Source organism: Rhodococcus sp. NPDC049939 (assembly GCF_040656415.1).
Lineage (GTDB): Bacteria > Actinomycetota > Actinomycetes > Mycobacteriales > Mycobacteriaceae > Rhodococcus_F.
Map to the genome: position 1 here is coordinate 83,700 of NZ_JBFAMC010000004.1, position 17,954 is coordinate 101,653.

A 17,954-nucleotide genomic window follows, 5' to 3' on the forward strand; every position below is an offset into this window, starting at 1 on the left:
AATCGTTCTGACTCAATCGTCGCTGAGTTGATCGCGTAGCGACGCGAGTGTCTTCGCAAGTAGTCGGGACACGTGCATCTGGGAGATACCGACCCGGTCGGCGATCTGGGTCTGGGTCATGTTGCCGAAGAACCGGAGCATGAGGACGGTCCGCTCGCGCTCGGGTAGCGATTGGAGGAGGGGGCGCAGGGTTTCGTGGTTCTCGACGTCATCCATCGCGGCGTCGTAGTCGCCGAGCGTTTCCACCATCGCCAGTTCGCCGGACCGGTCGGCAGACGGGTTGTCGACCGAGACGGTCTGATACGCATTGCCTGCGAGGAGCCCCTGCGCCACCTCCTCCTGCTCGAGGTCCAGGTGCTCAGCCAGTTCACTGACGGTGGGGGCGTGGCCGAGGGTCTGGGACAACTCGGCCACCGCCTGGCTGAGCGCCAAATGGAGTTCCTTCATACGCCGCGGCACCCTGACGGCCCAACCGGTGTCGCGGAAGTGCCGTCGAATTTCACCCATGATGGTGGGTACCGCGAACGACACGAAGTCGGATCCGCGCTCGACATCGAAACGCTTCACCGAGTTGACCAGGCCGAGGCGCGCGACCTGCACCAGATCATCGTGCGCCTCTCCGCGACCGTCGAAGCGTCGTGCTATGTGTTCGGCCAGTGGAAGGCAGCGGGTCACGATGGCATCGCGCAGCTTCGTGTACCCGGCATCGCCCTCGTTCATGCCGGCAAGTTGTACGAACATTGCTGCTACATCGTGATACTCGTCCGGCCAACGACCTGAATGTTCCCCACTTTGAGGGGACGTCACAGAATCGAGCCGTTCTTCACCTTGGTGAATTCGAGTGTGGTGATGAAGTCCGACGTAGCGGGGTCAGGTTTCTGTTTCAGATCGACCGAATCGGTCAACGCGGTGAGCACATGCCAGGCGAACGAACGTTCACCGATCGAGTCGAGCGTGGTGGTAGTGCTCGAAACGGCGACCCGTAGAGTGCCGTCGAGATACTGCAGGCGGCAAACGAGAACCGCGTCCGGCGTCGCCCGGACGATCAACTGGGTACAGACTTCGTCCATCGCCAGTTTGATGTCAGCGATGGAGTCGAGATCGAAATCCTCGTGGATGGCAACGGTTGTTGCGAGGGCGCGCAGTACGGAGAGTTGGTCGGACGTTGCTCGCACGCGCAATTCGACGACCGGATGGATGTGATCCTGGTCGGGTTCGATTGTTTTGGCGATGGCCATGAGACCTCCGGGTAGGGGCAAACCGGGCTGGCTATGGGTCGGCTCGCGGTGCGTCGGCCGCGATCCTGAGAAGTTAGGGTAGCGATCCGGCGACACTGCAGGTGGAATACCGCAGAACAGGATCGATCAAACCAGTCCGATCAGCAGAATTACCCCGAATTGGTGCATTTTCCCGAGTATTGTGGGGCCACGATCAGCGTTCCTCGGGTCCCCGGCAGGGGACGGACGTTCAGGGGAGACGAATGCGATGCCCGATGACAGTCATCCGCCCGAGCTGAAAACCGACGGCGGGCCGGCGAACCGCGACCCCGTCACAGTGTCATTCGGCATCTTGCTCGACCTCCTCGAGACCGACGACGAGATGAAGGTTCTCCTCGAGGCGCTGTGCAGGCAGATCGTCCTTGTATTCCCAATGGTGACAGCGGCGGGCATCACAGTTCCACGGGAATCGGGCCCGGCAACGGTCGGATCGTCGGACCAGGTCATTGAGCTCGAGGCGTTGCAGTATCGCTTCGGCGAGGGGCCATCACCCCATGCGACACATTCAGGCGCAGTCGTGCGGGCTGACAGCACTGCTTTGCGCGAGCGGTGGCCGGCGTATTCGCTGAGTGCTGAGCGGGCAGGTGTTCACAGCCATCTGTCTGTGCCCTTGCCGTCCGATGGGGAGCAATCCGGTGCGTTGACCCTGTACGGTGCGTTGCCGCGAGCCTTACAGCAGATCGACGAGTCCGTTCTCGAACCGTTTCTGGTGGTGGCTGGTGTCGAGGTGAGGAAAGCGCGGCGCCAGAGGGAGGCGAGGAGGCTGATCACGCAACTGGGGATCGCGATGCGCTCGCGTGCTGCCATTGACCAGGCAAAGGGCATAGTAATGGCGCTGCGTGGTCTCGACGCTGCGACAGCATTCGATGTTCTCGTGGAGCATTCCCAGCGCGAGAACGTCAAGGTGCATGAAGTAGCAGAACGAGTGGTAGCCGCTGCGCCGAAGTTGGTACCGCGGCAAAAGTTCGTACCCGTGCGTAACGGTTTGTAATCGTTCACCTGGGCAAGAAATGTGTGAAATCTGTTATTTCCTTGTGACAAATCACAGCCGGGGGTAGTGTCGAACCGAGGTTGAACACACAGCCGATGTCGGAAAGCGCTGCCGCAGCAGACGGTGTCGAGGTATCCGAGTTCAAGTTCGTCTGTGAGTGCTTTGCTTTCTCACTCAATGTTCGAGATGGGGTGGGCCATGTCTGTTGTTCCAGGACTCCCAGCAACTGAACTGATGGATTTGAAAATGGAGTCGGGTGCCGATTATTCATCGACATTAACGTCCTCGATGGTCGGTTTCGCTTCGACACGCCGTACGAGCGCAGAATTCAGTGTCGAGCGAGTTGGGTCCGGAGTGATGTTGGTGGGGGTACGAGGCGAGATCGACTTGTTCAATGCGCCAGAGTTTCGTGACTACCTGTGCACTCACATTGTTCCCGAGGGGCAATTCATTCTCGACATGTCGAGGGTGGACTTCATCGGAACCGCGGGACTCGCGGTGCTTGACGCCGTTCACGAGGCGAACATCAGGGACGGTAGGACCTGGGCCATCATTTGTGGTCGCCCGGTGTACCGCCTTCTTCGTGCGGCAGGTCAGGAAGCGATCTACCCTTGTTTCACCTCCGTGGACAGTGCCCTCGGGGCCTGGCACGACAGATCCGCCTGATCGCACGAGTTGGTCAGGTAGACCACGCATCATCAGATTTCGGCTGCGCCCCGACGGCTCGAACCGGCGGGGCGCAGGTGTGTGTTTGCCCGGGGACAGAGTGAAGGGTCCGCGTTCAGTGGTTGCTCGGTCGATTCGGGCGCGGTGGCGCGGACACACAGCGGCCGTAGGCGCGGAGAGTGTCGGCGGCTACGCGGTCCCATGAGTACCGTGTTCGGGCGCGGTCACAGCCTGCCATACCGTATCCCGTCCGCAGTGCGTCGTCGTCGAAGATTTGTCGCAGGGCTTCTGCCAGGCGTACCGGGTTGCGGGGTGAAATCAAACGCCCCGTGATTCCGTCGACCACCGTATCTCGCATTCCACCGACGGCGGAGGCCACCACCGGCGTTCCGCACGCCATCGCCTCGAGGGGCACCATGCCGAACGGTTCGTACCAGGGTGTGCAAACGACGGCATCCGCAGAACGCAGCAGCGAGGGCATATCTTCTCTCGGGACCCGTCCGATTATCCGTACTCGATTGCGTACCTTCGCATTACGGGCTACCTTGAGCAGTCTGGTCGCTTCGGAGTCGTCGGCGACATCGTCAGCGGGAGGACCTCCTGCAATGACGAGTTCGGTGTCGGGGAAGTGAGCGAGTGCCTCGATCGCGGTATCGAACCCTTTACTCGGTGCCAATCGGCCGGCCATGACGAGGCGATGACGCTTGCCCTTCTCGTCGGCGTGCCCCTCCGGTGTGAATGCGGAGACATCTACTCCTGACGGGACCACCGACGTGCGTGAGCGCGGAAGACCCAGATGAGACAGTTCCAAGACCTCATCAGTGCACGTCGCCACTACGCGCGTAGAACCGCGCGCAATCAACTGTTCCAACCGGATTCGGTTCTTGGCGGCCGAGATTTCGGTATCTTCGAATCGCTGCTCGACCACACCGAGTGCGTGAAAGGTCTGGACTGCGGGAATGCCGAGGGTGCGGGCGGCCAACTGCGTCGCGATACCCGACATCCAATAGTGGGCGTGAACGATATCGGGCCGCTCGGCCTCCCACTCGGACTTCAGGAAACCGCCGAACTCCCCCATCAACTGGAGGGCTTCCTCCTCGGGCATATTCCGCGGTGGACCGGCAGGTATGTGGACAACGGTGTACCCCCCCGGTGCGGTGACACGCAACGGAGCATCCTCGCTTGTCTTCCGAGTGTAGACAGTGACGGTATGGCCGGCGCGTGTAAGGGCCGCTGACAGTTCCGCGAGGTGGATGTTCTGGCCCCTGATGTCATCGGCGTCCGAGACGTCGAGCGGACTGGCGTTGGCCGAAACCATCGAAATCCTCAGTCGGCGTGAGGTTCCGGTGTTGGCCGCTCTCATCGGCTGCTTGCCGCAGACGGGAGGCCTCGGTTCGCGATGAATAGTGGTCATCTCAAAGGGATTCCCGAACTCGCGAGTTGTAAACCGACCGACTCGTATCCTGTCGAAAGATGGGTGGTCGGACGGATTTTCTTGTCGACGATGCAGGTCCGGCGTAGCCTCGGGACCAGGTTCCTCGAAGGTGAGGTGGACGGCATGAAACTCAATCTCTTCGCCGCATGGGTCAGTTTCGCCCTGGTCCTGATGTCGGTGGCAGCGCTCGGATTGTTCCTCGTTGCTGCGGGCTCAGGTTTTGGCGGTTGGGCCGTGATCGCCGGATCGGTGTGCGTCGTCGGAGTAGCCGCGGCGATGGCGTTGTACGGCGGGACAGTGCGCCATGACCACAGGCTCCATCAGGAGACGCCACACATCTTCTGACTACGGATTCTCCCACTCCTCAGGACTCTGCGAGCCGCCGCTTTTCGGTTTCGACGTCGAAGTTGGCGGGCGGCCACTGTAGGTCGAGCCTCTCGAAGGCGTCGATCAATAATTCGGTGACCGCGATCCTGCTGTACCACTTACGGTCGGAAGGAATCACGTACCACGGTGCGTAGTCGGTGGACGTCTTGTCCAGCATCGCTTGATATGCCGCTTGGTACGCGGGCCACAGCTTGCGCTCGGTCACGTCCGACGGGTTGTACTTCCAGTGCTTGTCCGGTCGGTCTAGCCGTTCCCGCAGTCGCCGTCGTTGCTCGTCCAGCGACACCAACATGGTCACCTTGACCAGGGTCGTACCGTTGTCGACGAGTTCCTTTTCGAACCGGTTGATCTCGTCGTAGCGCGCGCTCCATACGTCCTCGGGCACTAGATTGTGGACGCGCACTACGAGGACGTCCTCATAGTGCGATCGATCGAACACTCCTAGTTGCCCGGCGCGGGGAAGTGCCTTGTTGATTCGCCACAGGTAGTGGTGGCGCTTCTCCTCCGGTGTGGGGACGCCGAACGACGCGTGGTCCACGCCCCCAGGGTCGACTTGTCCGATGACGTGCCGGACCATTCCGCCCTTACCCGCGGTGTCCATGCCCTGCAGTATCAGAAGGATCGAACGCTTGTCGCCGGACCTTCCATTGGCGTACAACTTCTCCTGCAGCACGGACAAGTCCGTCCCTCTCTCGTCGAGAAGGCGCACACCGTCGGACTTGCTGCCGGTGAAGCCGGGGGTACCTCGTTTGTCGAGCTCTTCGATCGGCTGTCCCGGGCGGCTACGCAGGATTTCTACGGCGGGTACCTGCCAGAAGTCACGATTCGCGTCTGCCATGTACAAACAGTGCCACAGGAGCGTTATATGGGGGAGTGGCCGGCGTTGTGCACAGGTGTCGTGTCCTGGTGATCGGGACGGGTTTTTCGGGTCTGGGTATCGCCATACAACTGCGCAAGCGGGGTCGCGACGATTTCATCTTGCTGGAGAAAGCACACGAGGTCGGTGGCACCTGGCGTGAGAACACATACCCAGGTTGTGCATGCGACGTTCCCTCTCACCTTTACTCGTTCTCGTTCGAGCCGAATCCCGCATGGACACAGATGTGGTCGGGTCAAGAGGAGATCCTCGATTACCTGATCGGTCTCGCAGGCAAGTACGACCTGCGGCCCAACATTCATTTCGGCCGGACGACAACCGGCGGTTACTGGGATCGCGACGAGCAACGGTGGCATATCCGTACGGAATCGGGGGACGAATACGTATCCCAGTTCGTCGTCTCGGGGATAGGCGCTCTCCATATTCCGAACGTCCCTGACCTACCGGGCAGAGACACGTTCGAGGGTGTAGCGTTCCACTCCGCACAGTGGGACCACGACTACGATCTCAGCGGCAAACGGGTCGCAGTGATCGGCACAGGCGCCAGCGCCATTCAGTTCGTCCCCGAGATCTTGGGCGAGGTCGCCGAATTGCAGCTTTATCAGCGGACGCCGGCGTGGGTGATACCCCGTACGAACTTCGACGTTCCGGCTGGCGCCCGACGACTGTTCGGACGGATCCCTTTGATACTCAGTATGTTCCGTGCTGTCGTGTACTGGTTGCAAGAGTCGCTGGTGCTCGGTTTCAACGGACATCCACGTCTCATGCGACCGATTGAGAGACTTGCGAAGTGGAATCTCGAGAAGGCGATCACCGATCCTGATCTACGCCGCGAACTCACGCCGGAATACAGCATCGGCTGCAAACGCATCCTGGGCTCGAATGACTACTATCCGGCGCTGAACTCGAAGAAGGTTCAGGTGATCACGGACGGAATAGCCGAGATCCTGCCCCACGGCATCGTCGCGGGAGACGGGATCGAACGTGAGGTAGACGCGATCATCTATGCCACCGGATTTCATGTCACCGACGGTTTCGAGAGTGTCGACTTCGCCGGGGTGAACGGGCAGTACCTGGCCGGCGAATGGAAGAAGTACGGGATTCGGACCTACCTCGGTATCACTGTGGCGGGTTACCCCAACGCGTTCTTCCTCCTTGGACCGAATACTGGTCTCGGTCACAACTCGGTGGTATTCATGATCGAATCGCAGATCCATTACGTGCTCGAATTGATGGACGAAATCGACCGGCGTGGTGCGGTCTCGGCCGTGGTTCGACCGAGTGTTCAGCGCGAATTCAACACTGAGATTCAACGGAGGCTCGAGAGGGGAGTCTGGTCCAGAGGTGGTTGCGTTAGTTGGTATCTCGACTCGAGTGGAGTGAACCGGACGATATGGCCGGGTTCCACCGTGCGTTACTGGCGTGCCACGAGGGCGGTCGATCCGAAAGACTTCGAATTCGGCCCCGACTTCACTCGGTCACAATGTCCGGCCACTAATCGCTCTCATTCGGGAGCAGAGGGTGTGGGATCGAATTGAACCGCGCCGGCGATCCGCTGACCTCCGCGATCCCTGTGAGGCCGCCCCAGATCATCATCGTGAGGTAGTCGATCATGGCCTCGACCGACATCGACCGGTTGGAGATCCACCAATGTGTAGCTAGTTGAACGCCCCCGACGATCGCGTAGGCCCACGGGACGACTCCGCCGGAGTCCATGTCCATTTCGCGCAGTCGCTCGCTCAGGACTGTGGCCAGGACATCAGCGATCATTTGCTCCGAATCGGCCACCGCGTTGCGCCCGGATCCCGAGTCGTTTGCCATGATGTACAGGTACACATCGGGATCAGAGGCCACCGTTTCGACGTAGGCGGTGATGGTGGCGCGGGTCAACTCGAAGTGGTCGAGGTCTTCGCCAATGGCCTCATAGACCCTCGGCGCGAGCGTGGTTTCCATGTAGCGAGCCATGGTCGCGTTCGTCAGGTCGTTCTTGTCTGCGAAGTAGCGATAGAGCACGGTCTTGGAGATACCGATCTCCGACGCGATCTCGTCCATGCCGATATCTCGTCCACGCAGGCGGACAGCAGCGATAGTCCCGTCGACGAGTTCTTCACGTCGCGCGATCTTGTGCTCGCGCCAGCGGCGCTTGCGTCCGTCGGGCTTTGTCGCTTTGTCCAGCTTCGTCATAGACTCGGTCACCTGTTGGGGATCTTTCGTATAGTCGTTCGCCACTGAGTTCCGTCACATCCGGTGCCCCGTGACATCCGGTGCCTCGTCACATCCGTTTCGTATTTCATCTTCTATAAGCCTAGTGCGCGGGAGTTCGCGCGTGGCAGAATGCACCCCTGCGGGTGTGTCCTGTCCTCCCGATGCCACCCTTGGGCACAATGGCGTCTGTGGACCAATTGAGCCTCGGCGCCTTTGACGAGGGCGTGAAGCGGCGTGACCTTCGCAAGATGAAGGTTGTGGCGACGGGGTTCCTCGTCTTCGCGACCGTCGTGTACTTGATTTGCCGGTGGCAAGAATCCCGTGGGGCCGGGGAATGGGTCGGCTATGTGCGCGCTGCATCAGAGGCGGGCATGGTCGGTGCGCTGGCTGACTGGTTCGCGGTCACAGCGCTCTTCAAGCATCCGCTCGGGTTGCCGATTCCGCACACCGCGATCATCAAGCGGAAGAAGGATCAGCTCGGTGCGAGTTTGAGCAATTTCGTCGGCAAGAACTTCCTGTCTGCCGACGTCGTCTCCACCAAGGTGAAGGCCGCCGAGATTCCGTTGCGACTCGGTACCTGGATGGCCGAGCCGAAACACGCCGAACGAGTCGCGGCCGAGACGGCCACGATTCTGCGCGGGGTCGTCGAAGTCCTGCGCGACGAGGACGTTCAGCAGATCATCGACGGGACCCTCGTGCGCAGGCTGGCCGAACCGAGGTGGGGGCCACCGATCGGGCGCGTTCTAGGCGAGCTTCTCCGCGAGAATCGGCAACTCCCGATTCTGGATCTGCTTGCCGAGCGCGCACACCAGTGGGCGCTGGGAAGTCAGGAGACCATCGATCGGGTGATCAGCCGCGATTCGCCGGCGTGGTCTCCAAAGTTCGTGGACGCGATGCTCGGCGAGAAGATCCACAGAGAGCTGGTCGAATTCACCTGGAAGGTGCGTTCGAATCCGGAGCACGAGGTGCGGCAGGCGGCCAACCGCTTCCTCGTCGACTTCGCAGACGACCTGCAGAACGATCCTGCGACCATCGAAAAGGCCGAGAAGATCAAGGCCGAGATCATGGGTCGTGAAGAGGTGACCGGACTGGCCGCAGCAACCTGGAAGGCTGCGAAACGCTTGATCATGGAATCCGTCGACGATCCGAACAGCACGTTGCGCACCAAGGTCGCGGAGAACGTCGTGGGGTTCGGCGAGAGGTTGCGCGACGAGGACGACCTCAGGGCCAAGATCGACGGTTGGGTGCTGGCGGGCACCCGGTACATCGTCGACCACTACACGGAGGAGATCACGGGGATCATCACCGACACTGTCGAGCGCTGGGACGCAGAGGAAGCGTCGGCGAAGATCGAACTCCAGGTGGGGCGCGATCTTCAGTTCATTCGAATAAACGGCACCGTTGTCGGTGCGCTCGCCGGACTCGCCATCTACACGCTGTCGACGCTGTTGTTCGGCTGATACTTCCGAGCTGACCAAGAGGTGCTTGCAGGGTGCTTGCAATTGCTAGCAGTCTGGTTTACGCTTCTTATGCACAGCAATACGGAGGACCGATGGCAAGCGACGAGGATCGCGAAGCAGGCGGGGCTGGAGATCTGGCGGCTCGGGTAGTCAGCAACGCCGCCCACGACATCGGCGGTTTCATTCGTGCGCAGCGCGAAGCAGCCCACGTGTCGATGCGTCAATTGGCGGAGCTTGCCGGCGTCAGTAATCCGTATTTGAGTCAGATAGAGCGGGGTTTGCGCAAGCCTTCGGCGGAGGTGCTCGGACAGATAGCGAAGGGTCTTCGATTGTCATCGGAGGTCCTGTACATCCAGGCCGGATATCTCGAGCAGAGACCACACAGCCCCACCCGTGATGCTCTGCTCGCCGATACAGCAATCACCGAGCGGCAAAAGCAGGTACTGCTCGAAATCTACGAGTCGTTCTGCCGTGAGAACGGCTCGACGGAAGCAGCAAGCTCCCAGACATCCGGGCTTCGAGCAGAAGACCAGACGTCCGAGCCCCGAACAGAAGAACACCGGCATCCTGATTCCCGGAAGCCGGAACCAGAATCACACATCGTTGAAGAGGAGAATGCCGATGACTGACACGAAGACCATCGACAGCGTCAAGACTTCGTTGTATGCAGCGGTAGGTGCCGGAGATGTCGTGTTGCAGGCAGTGGCCGACGTCGTCACGCAGGTTCGTTCGCGTGCCGAGATCACTCAGGGTGATGTAGAGGAGCGCGTCGGCGGTGCGCGCGAGCGCTTCGTCGGCATGCAGGAAGACGTCACCGAGAGCGTCGAGAACCTCCGGGATCGTCTCGCGGGACTGCCCTCCGAGCTGCCCGAAGAATTTGCCGAGCTGCGCGAGAAGTTCACCCCCGAGGAACTGCACAAGGCCGTCGAGGCGTACCTCAAGGTCGTATCCGACCTGTACGCGTCTCTGGCGGAGCGTGGTGAGGAAACCGTCGAGCGCATCCGCAAGCAGCCGGCAGTCGAGGAAGGTATCGAAAGGGCCGAGACCGCTTTCGGTGACGTCGTCGAGCTGACTGAGGAAGCCCTCGGCACCGTGGCACGTCAGACCCGCGCTGTGGGCGAGCAGGCCGCAAAGCTCGCGGGCCTCGCCTCGGGCCGTATCTCCGACACCGCCGAGGGCCTCGGCGAGGTCATCGCCGACGCCGGCGACGGGGCTGCGCTGAAGGTTCTCGATCTCGGTGAGCAGGTCGAGGACGCGTCGAAGGACGCGGCTGAGCGTGTCACCACTGTTGCTGACGATGTTCAGGCCCGCACGGACAAGGCCGGTACGGCCAAGGCGCCCGCCGCCAAGAAGGCTGCTCCTGCCAAGGCTCCCGCCGCCAAGAAGGCTGCTTCCCCCAAGGCTGCGGGTACTTCGACCAAGGCCTCGGGTACTACGGCCAAGAAGGCTCCTGCAAAGAAGGCTTGATCCACGATGCCTTACGGCCCCCGCGTGTTGAGCGCGGGGGCTGTTGCGTATCGACCTCGTAGTATGAGGGTGTGATTCAAGTAAACGGCATCATTTCGCTGATCTTTCTCGTGCTGCAAGTCATCGCGCTCGGTGGTGCTGGTTTCGCGCTGTTTCACGCGGCCCGCCAGCGCCAAGACGCGTTCACGGCCGTCGACAAGTTGACCAAACCGATCTGGCTGGGCATCCTCGCGGCCGCGTTCCTCGTCCTGTTGCTGTTCTCCCCCGTGAATTTGCTGGGGATCATCGCAGTGATTGCCGTGTGCGTCTATCTCGTGGATGTGCGTCCGCGCGTTGACGACATTCAGCGTGGCCCACGCAAGTAGGACCTTCAGGGCCTGCGGCGGGAGAGCACAAACACAACCGACCCAACGGGTAGGAAGAAGAGTCAGGGGTGGGAATGTTCGGCTGTTCGCGTATCACCGGCCGTCAGGCACTTGTAGGGGCTGCTGGAGTAGCCGTTGCAGCCGTCGCCGCAGTAGCGGCGACCCGTCGCATTCAGGCGATCCGAGGGTCGACATCGTCGCCCGGAACGTTCCGGAACGAGTTGCTGTGCACTCCGAGCCTGCAAGCTGACGTGACGGAGATTCGGACCGATGACGGGGCCACGCTGCATGTCCGAGCCTACGGACCTCAGGACGGCGAACCCATTGTGCTCAGCCATGGCTGGGCCTGTTCCCATGAGTACTGGTATCCGCAGGTGAACGCCCTCGCGGGGGAGTACCGCGTCATCACCTACGATCAGCGCGGACATGGCCGCAGTACGGTCGGCTCCGCCGCTTTCGGTCCGGACGTCTTGGCTGACGATCTGTCCGAAGTGCTGAAAGCGACCGTGCGTGAGGACAAGAAGGCTGTAGTCGTCGGTCACAGTATGGGCGGCATGAGCATCATGGCCTGGGCGGGTCGATACCCCGAACAAGTGAACAGATATGCCTCGGCCGCGCTGCTCGCCAGTACGGCGTGTGACCGACTCGTCGCCGACACCACCGTCATCCCTCTCCCGAACGGCTTCCCGCGAGTGCCGGTCCCGGTCGGCCGGGCGGTGATGAGCGCTTCGGTTCCGCTCGTCCCATCCCCAGTGACGACACGTGCGCTCCAGTACGCCGCGATGTCGCAGAACGCTACGCCCGCCGAGGTCCAATTCTGCGAGAGCATCGTTCGGGACTGCGATCCACGGATCCGCGGCGGTTGGGGTGCGGCGCTGAGCGGTCTGGACATTCACGAGGCACTGGAGAATCTCGATGTCCCGACGACTGTGCTCGTCGGATCAGTGGACCGGTTGACTCCACCGGTCCACTCGCGCAGGCTCGCTCGCATGCTCAGCGATGCCGGAAACCTCGAACATCTTGTCGTCCTCTCCGACGTCGGGCACATGAGTTCCGTCGAGAACGTCGACGAGTTCAACCGGGAGATCATGCACCTGCGCAACCTTTAGGGACGGTTGCCGACGCCCCTAGTTGAAGACCACGGTCTTACGGCCGTGCACGAGGACGCGATCCTCCAGATGCCAACGAAGGCTGCGGGAGAGAACGAGTTTTTCGATGTCGCGGCCCTGCCGCACCATGTCGGACACCTCGTCGGCGTGGTCGACGCGGATCACGTCCTGCTCGATGATGGGTCCTGCGTCGAGTTCGGGCGTCACGTAGTGGCAAGTGGCGCCGATGAGCTTCACCCCTCGGGCGAACGCCTGGTGATACGGGCGCGCTCCGACGAACGACGGCAGAAAGCTGTGATGGATGTTCATGGCACGGCCAGTCCAGTGCTCGCACAGCGCAGGCGGGAGCACTTGCATGAAACGTGCCAGCACGATGGCGTGGGGGTCGTGGGCGTCGACCAGTTCACGCACTTGTTCGAACGCCTCTCCACGCTCCGCGGGATCCTTCGGGAAGGGAACGTGGTGGAAATCGATGCCGTGCTGATGGGTGATGGCCTCGAGTTCGCGGTGGTTGCCGATCACAGCGCAGACCTCTGCGGGTAACTCGCCACCGGCAGCGCGTCCGAGCAGGTCGTGGAGGCAGTGTGCTTCTTTGCTCACCAGCAGCACTACGCGCTTGCGTTCACTGGTGTCGGACACTGTCCATTCCGTTTCGGGGCCGAGTTCGGCGGCGACGGAGGCGAAGCGTTCCCGAAGCTCCTCGATGGACATGTCGACCGAGGAGGCCCGCACAGCCTGGCGTGTGAAGAACCAACCGGTGTCGGCGTCGGCGTGGTAGGCCGCTTCGACGATCCAACCGCCCACCCCGGCGAGAAACGTCGAGATGCGAGCGACGATGCCGGTGCGGTCGGGGCATCCCAGAGACAATACGTACCGGTGATCCCCGGTCGAAGCAGTGTTCATGGCAACAAATCTTTCACGTTGAATGAAGGCCCTTCACGACGGCGGTTCCGACGAGAGTCCCCGCGTCGATGTCGTGAATCACGCGTTCGGTAAGCAACTCGAGGAAGTCGCGACGGATTACCTCGACGGTTTGTGCGTCGAAGGGGGTCAGCGCCCCGCGCATGGGCCCACCCATAACGAGGTCCCACACGAACTCGGGGGTCGCGGGAAGGACATTGGACAGTTCCCTGACCTCGGTCGAGTGTGTGCCGAGCTCACCCAGCCACTGGTGCAGACCATCTGGAGTGTCCATGCGCTCGAGGATGTCGAACGGGATCTTGGCCAGTTCTTGCCTGGGTACGCCGTGTCGCGCGACCGCGTCGAAGAAGGAGTCTGCGAACTCGCGCAGCGCCCCATGCCTCCACACGGTGATTCCAACCTTTCCGCCTGGTCGAACCAGGCCGGCCAGCCGAGTGAACGCCGCGTCCATGTGTGGCAGGAAGAACACCCCGTAAGAACACGCGAGGGCGTCGTAGCCGATTTCGGGGACGGTGCTGGGGGGTTCCCACTCGGTAGCATCCGCGCAGACGAATTCGATGTTCTGCAGCCCACGCTCGGAGGCTTCCAGTCGTCCCTGTTCGAGTAGTTCATCGGCAAGGTCGACAGCGTGGACGAGTCCCGACGAACCCACTGCGGCAGCCGCCGGGATCGCTGAAGATCCTGCGCCACAGCACACATCGAGAACAGCATCGCCAGGGCGCAGACCGAGCTGGAAGACGAGAGACTGACCGGCAGGCGCCCACACCGCTGTCGTCAGCCGGTGGAACTCCCGCTGTGCCGCGTCGAATATCGATCCCACATCCTCCATACCGTGATGTTAGGGGCGTGCCGCCCGTGATGTCAGGGGCGGGTCGCCTGTATGTCAGGGGCGTGCCGCCCGTGATGTCAGGGGTCGTGCCGCGTGAAGGGGAGGGCGTTGTGCGAAGCTCGCAGTATGCCCGATGCTGCACTTACCCGTTCTCAGGTGGCCGATCTCGTCGACCACACGCTTCTCGCGCCCCAGGCGACCGTTGACGATGTCAGAGCCCTGATCGAGGAAGCTCGCTCTCTCGGGGTACTCGCTGTCTGCGTGTCGCCGTCGATGCTGCCGGTCCAGGCGCCCGATCTGGTGACAGCCACTGTGGTCGGATTCCCCTCGGGGAAGCACCACTCGTTGATCAAGGGCGCCGAGGCCAAGCTGGCGGTCGACCAGGGTGCACAGGAGATAGACATGGTGATCGATATCGGTGCTGCGGTTGCTGGCGACTTCAACGCCGTGCTTGCCGACGTCCTCACGGTCAGGGAGGCCATCGGCGACGGGATAGTCCTCAAGGCGATCCTCGAGACCGCTGCGCTACCCGACGAGGCGATTGTCGAGTCGTGCCGAGCCGCCGAACGCGCGGGCGCGAACTTCGTGAAGACATCTACCGGATTTCACCCAGCCGGTGGGGCATCGGTGGAGGCCGTCCGGTTGATGGCTCAGACCGTGGGAGGACGGATTGGGGTCAAGGCCAGCGGCGGAATTCGTACCGCTGAGGCCGCCCTCGACATGATCGCGGCCGGAGCGACGCGGCTCGGTCTCTCGGGAACCCGTGCCGTCCTGGACGGGTTGCCCGAGTGACTTCGCTGGTCGATCAGATCAGGATTCCGCAACTGCTCTGCTGTTGCTGCTGTTGAGCGGTGTCTGCGGGTGGCATCGTATAAGCGCCGCCCTCTAGCGTCATGTGGATGGCGTCGTCGGTGACCTGCAACGAGGTCGGCTGCATACCGAGGGGGTAGGTTTGCAGACTCGATGTAAGGGTCTCGACGACGCCATTCACGAGATCGGTGGGAAGCCCGAGTCCGAGGATCTCGGCGCCGACGGTTTCCACGTCGACGGTTCCGTTCGTGACTGTGGGCTTGACCGTGAGGTTGACCAGTCCAGCTGGACCGACGTCGAATCTCAGTGTGCCCGCGTTGGAATCAGCGGTCACCCCAGTGATCAGTGAACCGAACGTCTGCTGTTGCAGAGTTTCCAGAATGCCTTCGGTCGACCAATTGACAGTGGCCTCGGAACTGCCGATGGTGCCGCTGCTTTCGGGAGTGTTCTCGACCCGAATGTCGTTGATCTGGGCGTGCACCTGCATTCCCTCTGCAGGCCCGAACTTCGTATCGTCGCTGCTGATGCTGAGGTGGGGGATGTTCCCGTCGATCGATTGCAAAAGGACGGGCTTCCAACTCAGACCGATGTCGACCTGTGAGCCGAGCTGACTCTCGAACTGGTCCGCCATGCACGTCTTCACGTTGTGGCGCACGAAGAGTTCACCACCGACGAGGACCCCCGCCAGCAGGGCGATGACGACCAGGGAGATGACGAGCACCCGGTTGCTTCGGGGTGCGGAGTTCGTTCGGGTAGCTGTCATTGCAGGGATTCTTCCCGATAACTCTGAACGAATTCTGTGAAAGGACCGGTGACGAGTCGCCGAGATAACGGAAAGTGTGATGTACGACATAGTCGCCCAGTAATCTGGGGTGATGTCCGGATGGTTGGCTCCCCGTCCCGATGACTCGGAGCGGGAAAGTGTCGGTGAGGAAATCACCCGTGCCGCGAGATCTCAGGCCGGGTATTTCACCACGGGGCAGGCGCTGCGCCTCGGTTTCTCGGTCGCGGACATCAGCGACCAGGTCGCAGATGGGGCGTGGGTCAAGGTCGAGCGAGACCTGTATCGCTTGAAGGACCATCCGCGCTCGGACTTCGAAGAGTTCGCGAAGTGGTGTACCTGGTTCGGTTCTGCGGCTGCGGTCTCCCACCAGAGTGCCGCCGAACTTCACGGTCTAGGGCACCTTTACCCACGATTCATCCACCTCTCCACAGTCTTGTCACCGCCGTCGCCGACGCAGCAGCTCGCACTGCATCGGCATTCGCTGTCGTCCGAGGATTGTGAGCAGGTGGGTCCGCTCCGCATCACCACTCCCAAGCGCACCGCGCTCGACCTCGCGGCAGGCGGAATTTCGCAGGAGTTGCTCGACGAGGTGGTGGCCGATGGGGTTGCCATCGATCGGCTGAACGCGAATGCACTCTACGGCGAATGTGGATCGCTACCGGTGCAGGTGGCGCAGAGGATCGAACACGCTCTGGCCGCCTGCACCTGAAGAATCACGCCGCTGTGATCAGAACGGCCACTCGCAGGTCCGAGTCTTCTCCAGGAGTGGGATCATCGAGAATCCCGCGTCGGATAGACCCCCGAACGTGTGACGGTTCGAGGCGCCCGTGGGTCCGTGGCCGTGGCGGTACCCTGCAACATTCCATGTGTACACAGGTACATCGACCGGAACGTGTCTCGTCGGATCGGCACCAATCGACTGTTCGTCGGTCACGATGACGACGCGATCGTGGCCGCGGTAGTGCCTCCGAACCGCTGACTGGGTGTCCGTGCCACCGAGATTGCCGAAGCTGTCGACCACCCTCAGCACCGGCAGGTGCTTGAACGGCACGTACCGGCTCCGCGTTCCGAACTCGACCAGGTTCGCCCGCTCGGCGCGTGCCGCCACCGTTGTGCCGAACATCGCGGCTGCGTCCGCGCGCGTCAGTTCCGACCGCGCCGAGATATGGCTGTAGAACATCGAAGCCGACCGATCGACGAGGACCAGGGTGCGCCCCGGCAGCGACGGCACCGAGGAGAGTGACGCCCCGAGAGCACGCTCGAGCGCATGGCCCCACCGCGGACTCGGCGCGTTCCGGTATGCCGCGAGCAACCGCATCGGCAGCTGCCGTGACCTCGACACCTCATACGGATCCGCAATCCGGGCGGCTACTTGCTCGGCGATGTGATCGGCGACCCCGGACTCATCGAAGTTCCGCAGATTGCGCAGCAGCGCAGCGTATCCCATGGACGGGATCATTGCCTGCCATGCCATGGCATCCATCGGTCCCTGTAGCCAGCCCGCGAGCGACTCCCAGGTCATCCCAGCGGAGGCCAGCCGCTCGGGTGTGCCGAGGACTGCACGCCGCTTCTCCGGTGGAAGTGCTGCCAGCACTGCCCGTTCGGACAACATCTTCAGGCAGGCGGGTAGAGCACTGTCGCGCCCCTGCCTCCGATCGATTGCGTGCCGGAACAGCTCGCCCTGCCACGCACCCGTCGGCGAAGGGTGGGTGAGCTCGATGACGTCGCCGAATCGGACGTCCCTCCGGTCGGAATCCCATTTCAACAGGGAGCGTTCCGAGTAGAGGCGAACCGCTGCATCCGCGACACCGCGCTTGACCGGCTTCGGGATCGAACGACCATGGCGGTTGATCCAGTACGCGAGGAGCTCACCGGGTTCATCCGCACGTCGAAGTGCGGAGGAGATCACCGCTCGGTTGTTGCCGTGCAAGCCGGCGCCCAAACGGGCGCGGACGAACTCCGCCGCCGCAACGATCGCTGCCGAACGAAGATGCGCGTCCCGGCGAAGCCAGCCGATCATCCGGGCCGTCCACTCGGGGTCGGACAGGGTGACCTCGTGGACGAGTTCGACGAACCGCTCGTCGCGATCGTGTACCGATTCGTAGAAGGTAGCCTCACCCACCATATTGGTGACGGCGAGAAGGAACAACTCACTCTTGGCATCGCGGGCGTAGCCGTCACCGCCCTCGAACGTCCGCCCCGAGGGTCGTTGCTCCGATACGACGGTGTTCGGAACATCCTTGTGGCGAAGCATTTTCAGGTTGAACTTGCTCATGAGTCGTGCCTCCCTCCGAGAGGTGCGGGTGCTCTTGTCGAAGGTGCGCGCCACCCGAGGGCGAGGCGACGACGGGATGCGGAATCGAACCGCGTG

Annotated in this window: 20 protein-coding genes; 11 read left to right on the plus strand and 9 right to left on the minus strand. The window is 62.0% G+C overall.

Annotation, left to right across the window (positions count from 1 at the left end; genetic code table 11):
• Window positions 1-12: 12 nt before the first annotated feature.
• Together AB0I57_RS15265 and AB0I57_RS15270 are read right to left on the minus strand one after the other, a co-directional pair.
• On the minus strand, window positions 13-807 hold the full coding sequence (locus AB0I57_RS15265; RefSeq protein WP_358336671.1) for an RNA polymerase sigma factor SigF: 795 nt from the start codon (window positions 805-807) through the stop codon (window positions 13-15).
• Window positions 804-1,238 (minus strand): ATP-binding protein, encoded by a 435-nt coding sequence (locus tag AB0I57_RS15270; RefSeq protein ID WP_358336674.1) that lies wholly within the window; start codon window positions 1,236-1,238, stop codon window positions 804-806. The genes AB0I57_RS15265 and AB0I57_RS15270 overlap by 4 nt, the downstream gene beginning before the upstream one ends.
• A 247-nt stretch (window positions 1,239-1,485) precedes the next feature.
• Here AB0I57_RS15270 and AB0I57_RS15275 point away from each other — a divergent pair, with 247 nt between their 5' ends.
• Together AB0I57_RS15275 and AB0I57_RS15280 are read left to right on the plus strand one after the other, a co-directional pair.
• A complete protein-coding gene (locus AB0I57_RS15275; protein ID WP_358336677.1) occupies window positions 1,486-2,268 on the plus strand; it encodes a GAF and ANTAR domain-containing protein in 783 nt (260 codons plus the stop codon).
• Between the two features lie 288 nt (window positions 2,269-2,556).
• Entirely contained in the window at window positions 2,557-2,934 is a 378-nt protein-coding gene (locus AB0I57_RS15280) for an STAS domain-containing protein (RefSeq protein ID WP_358336680.1), read from the plus strand.
• A 115-nt stretch (window positions 2,935-3,049) separates the two neighbouring features.
• On the opposite strand, the gene AB0I57_RS15285 is transcribed toward AB0I57_RS15280, so the two are convergent.
• Window positions 3,050-4,252, minus strand: coding sequence for a glycosyltransferase (locus AB0I57_RS15285; protein WP_358337503.1), 1,203 nt, complete (start codon window positions 4,250-4,252; stop codon window positions 3,050-3,052).
• Between the two features lie 240 nt (window positions 4,253-4,492).
• On the opposite strand from AB0I57_RS15285, the gene AB0I57_RS15290 reads away from it, so the two are divergent.
• Window positions 4,493-4,714, plus strand: coding sequence for a hypothetical protein (locus AB0I57_RS15290; protein WP_358336683.1), 222 nt, complete (start codon window positions 4,493-4,495; stop codon window positions 4,712-4,714).
• A 19-nt stretch (window positions 4,715-4,733) separates the two neighbouring features.
• Here AB0I57_RS15290 and AB0I57_RS15295 read toward each other — a convergent pair whose 3' ends face one another.
• A complete protein-coding gene (locus AB0I57_RS15295; RefSeq protein ID WP_358336686.1) occupies window positions 4,734-5,594 on the minus strand; it encodes a PPK2 family polyphosphate kinase in 861 nt (286 codons plus the stop codon).
• Window positions 5,595-5,629: 35 nt separating this feature from the next.
• Here AB0I57_RS15295 and AB0I57_RS15300 point away from each other — a divergent pair, with 35 nt between their 5' ends.
• On the plus strand, window positions 5,630-7,171 hold the full coding sequence (locus AB0I57_RS15300) for an NAD(P)/FAD-dependent oxidoreductase (protein ID WP_358336689.1): 1,542 nt from the start codon (window positions 5,630-5,632) through the stop codon (window positions 7,169-7,171).
• Here the strand turns inward: AB0I57_RS15300 and AB0I57_RS15305 are convergent.
• Complete coding sequence (locus AB0I57_RS15305; RefSeq protein WP_358336692.1) at window positions 7,128-7,817, minus strand: TetR family transcriptional regulator; 690 nt, start codon at window positions 7,815-7,817, stop codon at window positions 7,128-7,130. The genes AB0I57_RS15300 and AB0I57_RS15305 overlap by 44 nt on opposite strands.
• 209 nt (window positions 7,818-8,026) lie before the next feature.
• On the opposite strand from AB0I57_RS15305, the gene AB0I57_RS15310 reads away from it, so the two are divergent.
• The 5 genes from AB0I57_RS15310 (at window position 8,027) to AB0I57_RS15330 (ending at window position 12,239) form a co-directional block, all read left to right on the plus strand.
• Complete coding sequence (locus AB0I57_RS15310; protein WP_358337506.1) at window positions 8,027-9,298, plus strand: DUF445 domain-containing protein; 1,272 nt, start codon at window positions 8,027-8,029, stop codon at window positions 9,296-9,298.
• Window positions 9,299-9,390: 92 nt separating this feature from the next.
• On the plus strand, window positions 9,391-9,927 hold the full coding sequence (locus tag AB0I57_RS15315; RefSeq protein ID WP_358336695.1) for a helix-turn-helix transcriptional regulator: 537 nt from the start codon (window positions 9,391-9,393) through the stop codon (window positions 9,925-9,927).
• Window positions 9,920-10,765, plus strand: a complete 846-nt coding sequence (locus tag AB0I57_RS15320; RefSeq protein ID WP_358336697.1) for a heparin-binding hemagglutinin — start codon at window positions 9,920-9,922, stop codon at window positions 10,763-10,765. The genes AB0I57_RS15315 and AB0I57_RS15320 overlap by 8 nt, the downstream gene beginning before the upstream one ends.
• A 71-nt stretch (window positions 10,766-10,836) precedes the next feature.
• The gene (locus tag AB0I57_RS15325; protein ID WP_358336700.1) at window positions 10,837-11,130 is read left to right on the plus strand and encodes a DUF2516 family protein; all 294 of its coding nucleotides are present in this window, start codon (window positions 10,837-10,839) and stop codon (window positions 11,128-11,130) included.
• Between the two features lie 74 nt (window positions 11,131-11,204).
• Complete coding sequence (locus tag AB0I57_RS15330) at window positions 11,205-12,239, plus strand: alpha/beta hydrolase (RefSeq protein ID WP_358336703.1); 1,035 nt, start codon at window positions 11,205-11,207, stop codon at window positions 12,237-12,239.
• An 18-nt stretch (window positions 12,240-12,257) separates the two neighbouring features.
• Here the strand turns inward: AB0I57_RS15330 and purU are convergent, their stop codons facing one another.
• Together purU and AB0I57_RS15340 are read right to left on the minus strand one after the other, a co-directional pair.
• Window positions 12,258-13,142, minus strand: a complete 885-nt coding sequence (gene purU, locus AB0I57_RS15335; RefSeq protein WP_358336705.1) for a formyltetrahydrofolate deformylase — start codon at window positions 13,140-13,142, stop codon at window positions 12,258-12,260.
• 13 nt (window positions 13,143-13,155) lie between these two features.
• Window positions 13,156-13,989 (minus strand): methyltransferase domain-containing protein, encoded by an 834-nt coding sequence (locus AB0I57_RS15340; protein WP_358336707.1) that lies wholly within the window; start codon window positions 13,987-13,989, stop codon window positions 13,156-13,158.
• 126 nt (window positions 13,990-14,115) lie between these two features.
• On the opposite strand from AB0I57_RS15340, the gene deoC reads away from it, so the two are divergent.
• The gene (gene deoC, locus AB0I57_RS15345; RefSeq protein WP_358336710.1) at window positions 14,116-14,781 is read left to right on the plus strand and encodes a deoxyribose-phosphate aldolase; all 666 of its coding nucleotides are present in this window, start codon (window positions 14,116-14,118) and stop codon (window positions 14,779-14,781) included.
• 13 nt (window positions 14,782-14,794) lie between these two features.
• Here the strand turns inward: deoC and AB0I57_RS15350 are convergent, their stop codons facing one another.
• The gene (locus tag AB0I57_RS15350; protein WP_358336712.1) at window positions 14,795-15,562 is read right to left on the minus strand and encodes a DUF2993 domain-containing protein; all 768 of its coding nucleotides are present in this window, start codon (window positions 15,560-15,562) and stop codon (window positions 14,795-14,797) included.
• Between the two features lie 112 nt (window positions 15,563-15,674).
• Between AB0I57_RS15350 and AB0I57_RS15355 the strand changes: the two genes are divergently transcribed.
• Window positions 15,675-16,292 (plus strand): type IV toxin-antitoxin system AbiEi family antitoxin domain-containing protein, encoded by a 618-nt coding sequence (locus tag AB0I57_RS15355; RefSeq protein ID WP_358336715.1) that lies wholly within the window; start codon window positions 15,675-15,677, stop codon window positions 16,290-16,292.
• Between the two features lie 18 nt (window positions 16,293-16,310).
• On the opposite strand, the gene AB0I57_RS15360 is transcribed toward AB0I57_RS15355, so the two are convergent.
• Window positions 16,311-17,858 carry a TROVE domain-containing protein gene (locus AB0I57_RS15360; RefSeq protein ID WP_358336718.1) on the minus strand — a complete coding sequence of 516 codons (1,548 nt, stop codon included), beginning with the start codon at window positions 17,856-17,858 and terminating at the stop codon, window positions 16,311-16,313.
• Window positions 17,859-17,954 lie beyond the last annotated feature (96 nt).

Bases quoted from the DNA above. Each gene is read 5' to 3' on its own strand.
- AB0I57_RS15270 (WP_358336674.1), bottom strand. From the start codon at position 1,238: ATGGCCATCGCCAAAACAATCGAACCCGACCAGGATCACATCCATCCG.
- AB0I57_RS15275 (WP_358336677.1), top strand. From the start codon at position 1,486: ATGCCCGATGACAGTCATCCGCCCGAGCTGAAAACCGACGGCGGGCCG.
- AB0I57_RS15280 (WP_358336680.1), top strand. From the start codon at position 2,557: ATGGTCGGTTTCGCTTCGACACGCCGTACGAGCGCAGAATTCAGTGTC.
- AB0I57_RS15285 (WP_358337503.1), bottom strand. From the start codon at position 4,252: ATGGTTTCGGCCAACGCCAGTCCGCTCGACGTCTCGGACGCCGATGAC.
- AB0I57_RS15290 (WP_358336683.1), top strand. From the start codon at position 4,493: ATGAAACTCAATCTCTTCGCCGCATGGGTCAGTTTCGCCCTGGTCCTG.
- AB0I57_RS15295 (WP_358336686.1), bottom strand. From the start codon at position 5,594: ATGGCAGACGCGAATCGTGACTTCTGGCAGGTACCCGCCGTAGAAATC.
- AB0I57_RS15305 (WP_358336692.1), bottom strand. From the start codon at position 7,817: ATGACGAAGCTGGACAAAGCGACAAAGCCCGACGGACGCAAGCGCCGC.
- AB0I57_RS15315 (WP_358336695.1), top strand. From the start codon at position 9,391: ATGGCAAGCGACGAGGATCGCGAAGCAGGCGGGGCTGGAGATCTGGCG.
- AB0I57_RS15320 (WP_358336697.1), top strand. From the start codon at position 9,920: ATGACTGACACGAAGACCATCGACAGCGTCAAGACTTCGTTGTATGCA.
- AB0I57_RS15330 (WP_358336703.1), top strand. From the start codon at position 11,205: ATGTTCGGCTGTTCGCGTATCACCGGCCGTCAGGCACTTGTAGGGGCT.
- purU (WP_358336705.1), bottom strand. From the start codon at position 13,142: ATGAACACTGCTTCGACCGGGGATCACCGGTACGTATTGTCTCTGGGA.
- AB0I57_RS15340 (WP_358336707.1), bottom strand. From the start codon at position 13,989: ATGGAGGATGTGGGATCGATATTCGACGCGGCACAGCGGGAGTTCCAC.
- deoC (WP_358336710.1), top strand. From the start codon at position 14,116: ATGCCCGATGCTGCACTTACCCGTTCTCAGGTGGCCGATCTCGTCGAC.
- AB0I57_RS15350 (WP_358336712.1), bottom strand. From the start codon at position 15,562: ATGACAGCTACCCGAACGAACTCCGCACCCCGAAGCAACCGGGTGCTC.
- AB0I57_RS15355 (WP_358336715.1), top strand. From the start codon at position 15,675: ATGTCCGGATGGTTGGCTCCCCGTCCCGATGACTCGGAGCGGGAAAGT.
- AB0I57_RS15360 (WP_358336718.1), bottom strand. From the start codon at position 17,858: ATGAGCAAGTTCAACCTGAAAATGCTTCGCCACAAGGATGTTCCGAAC.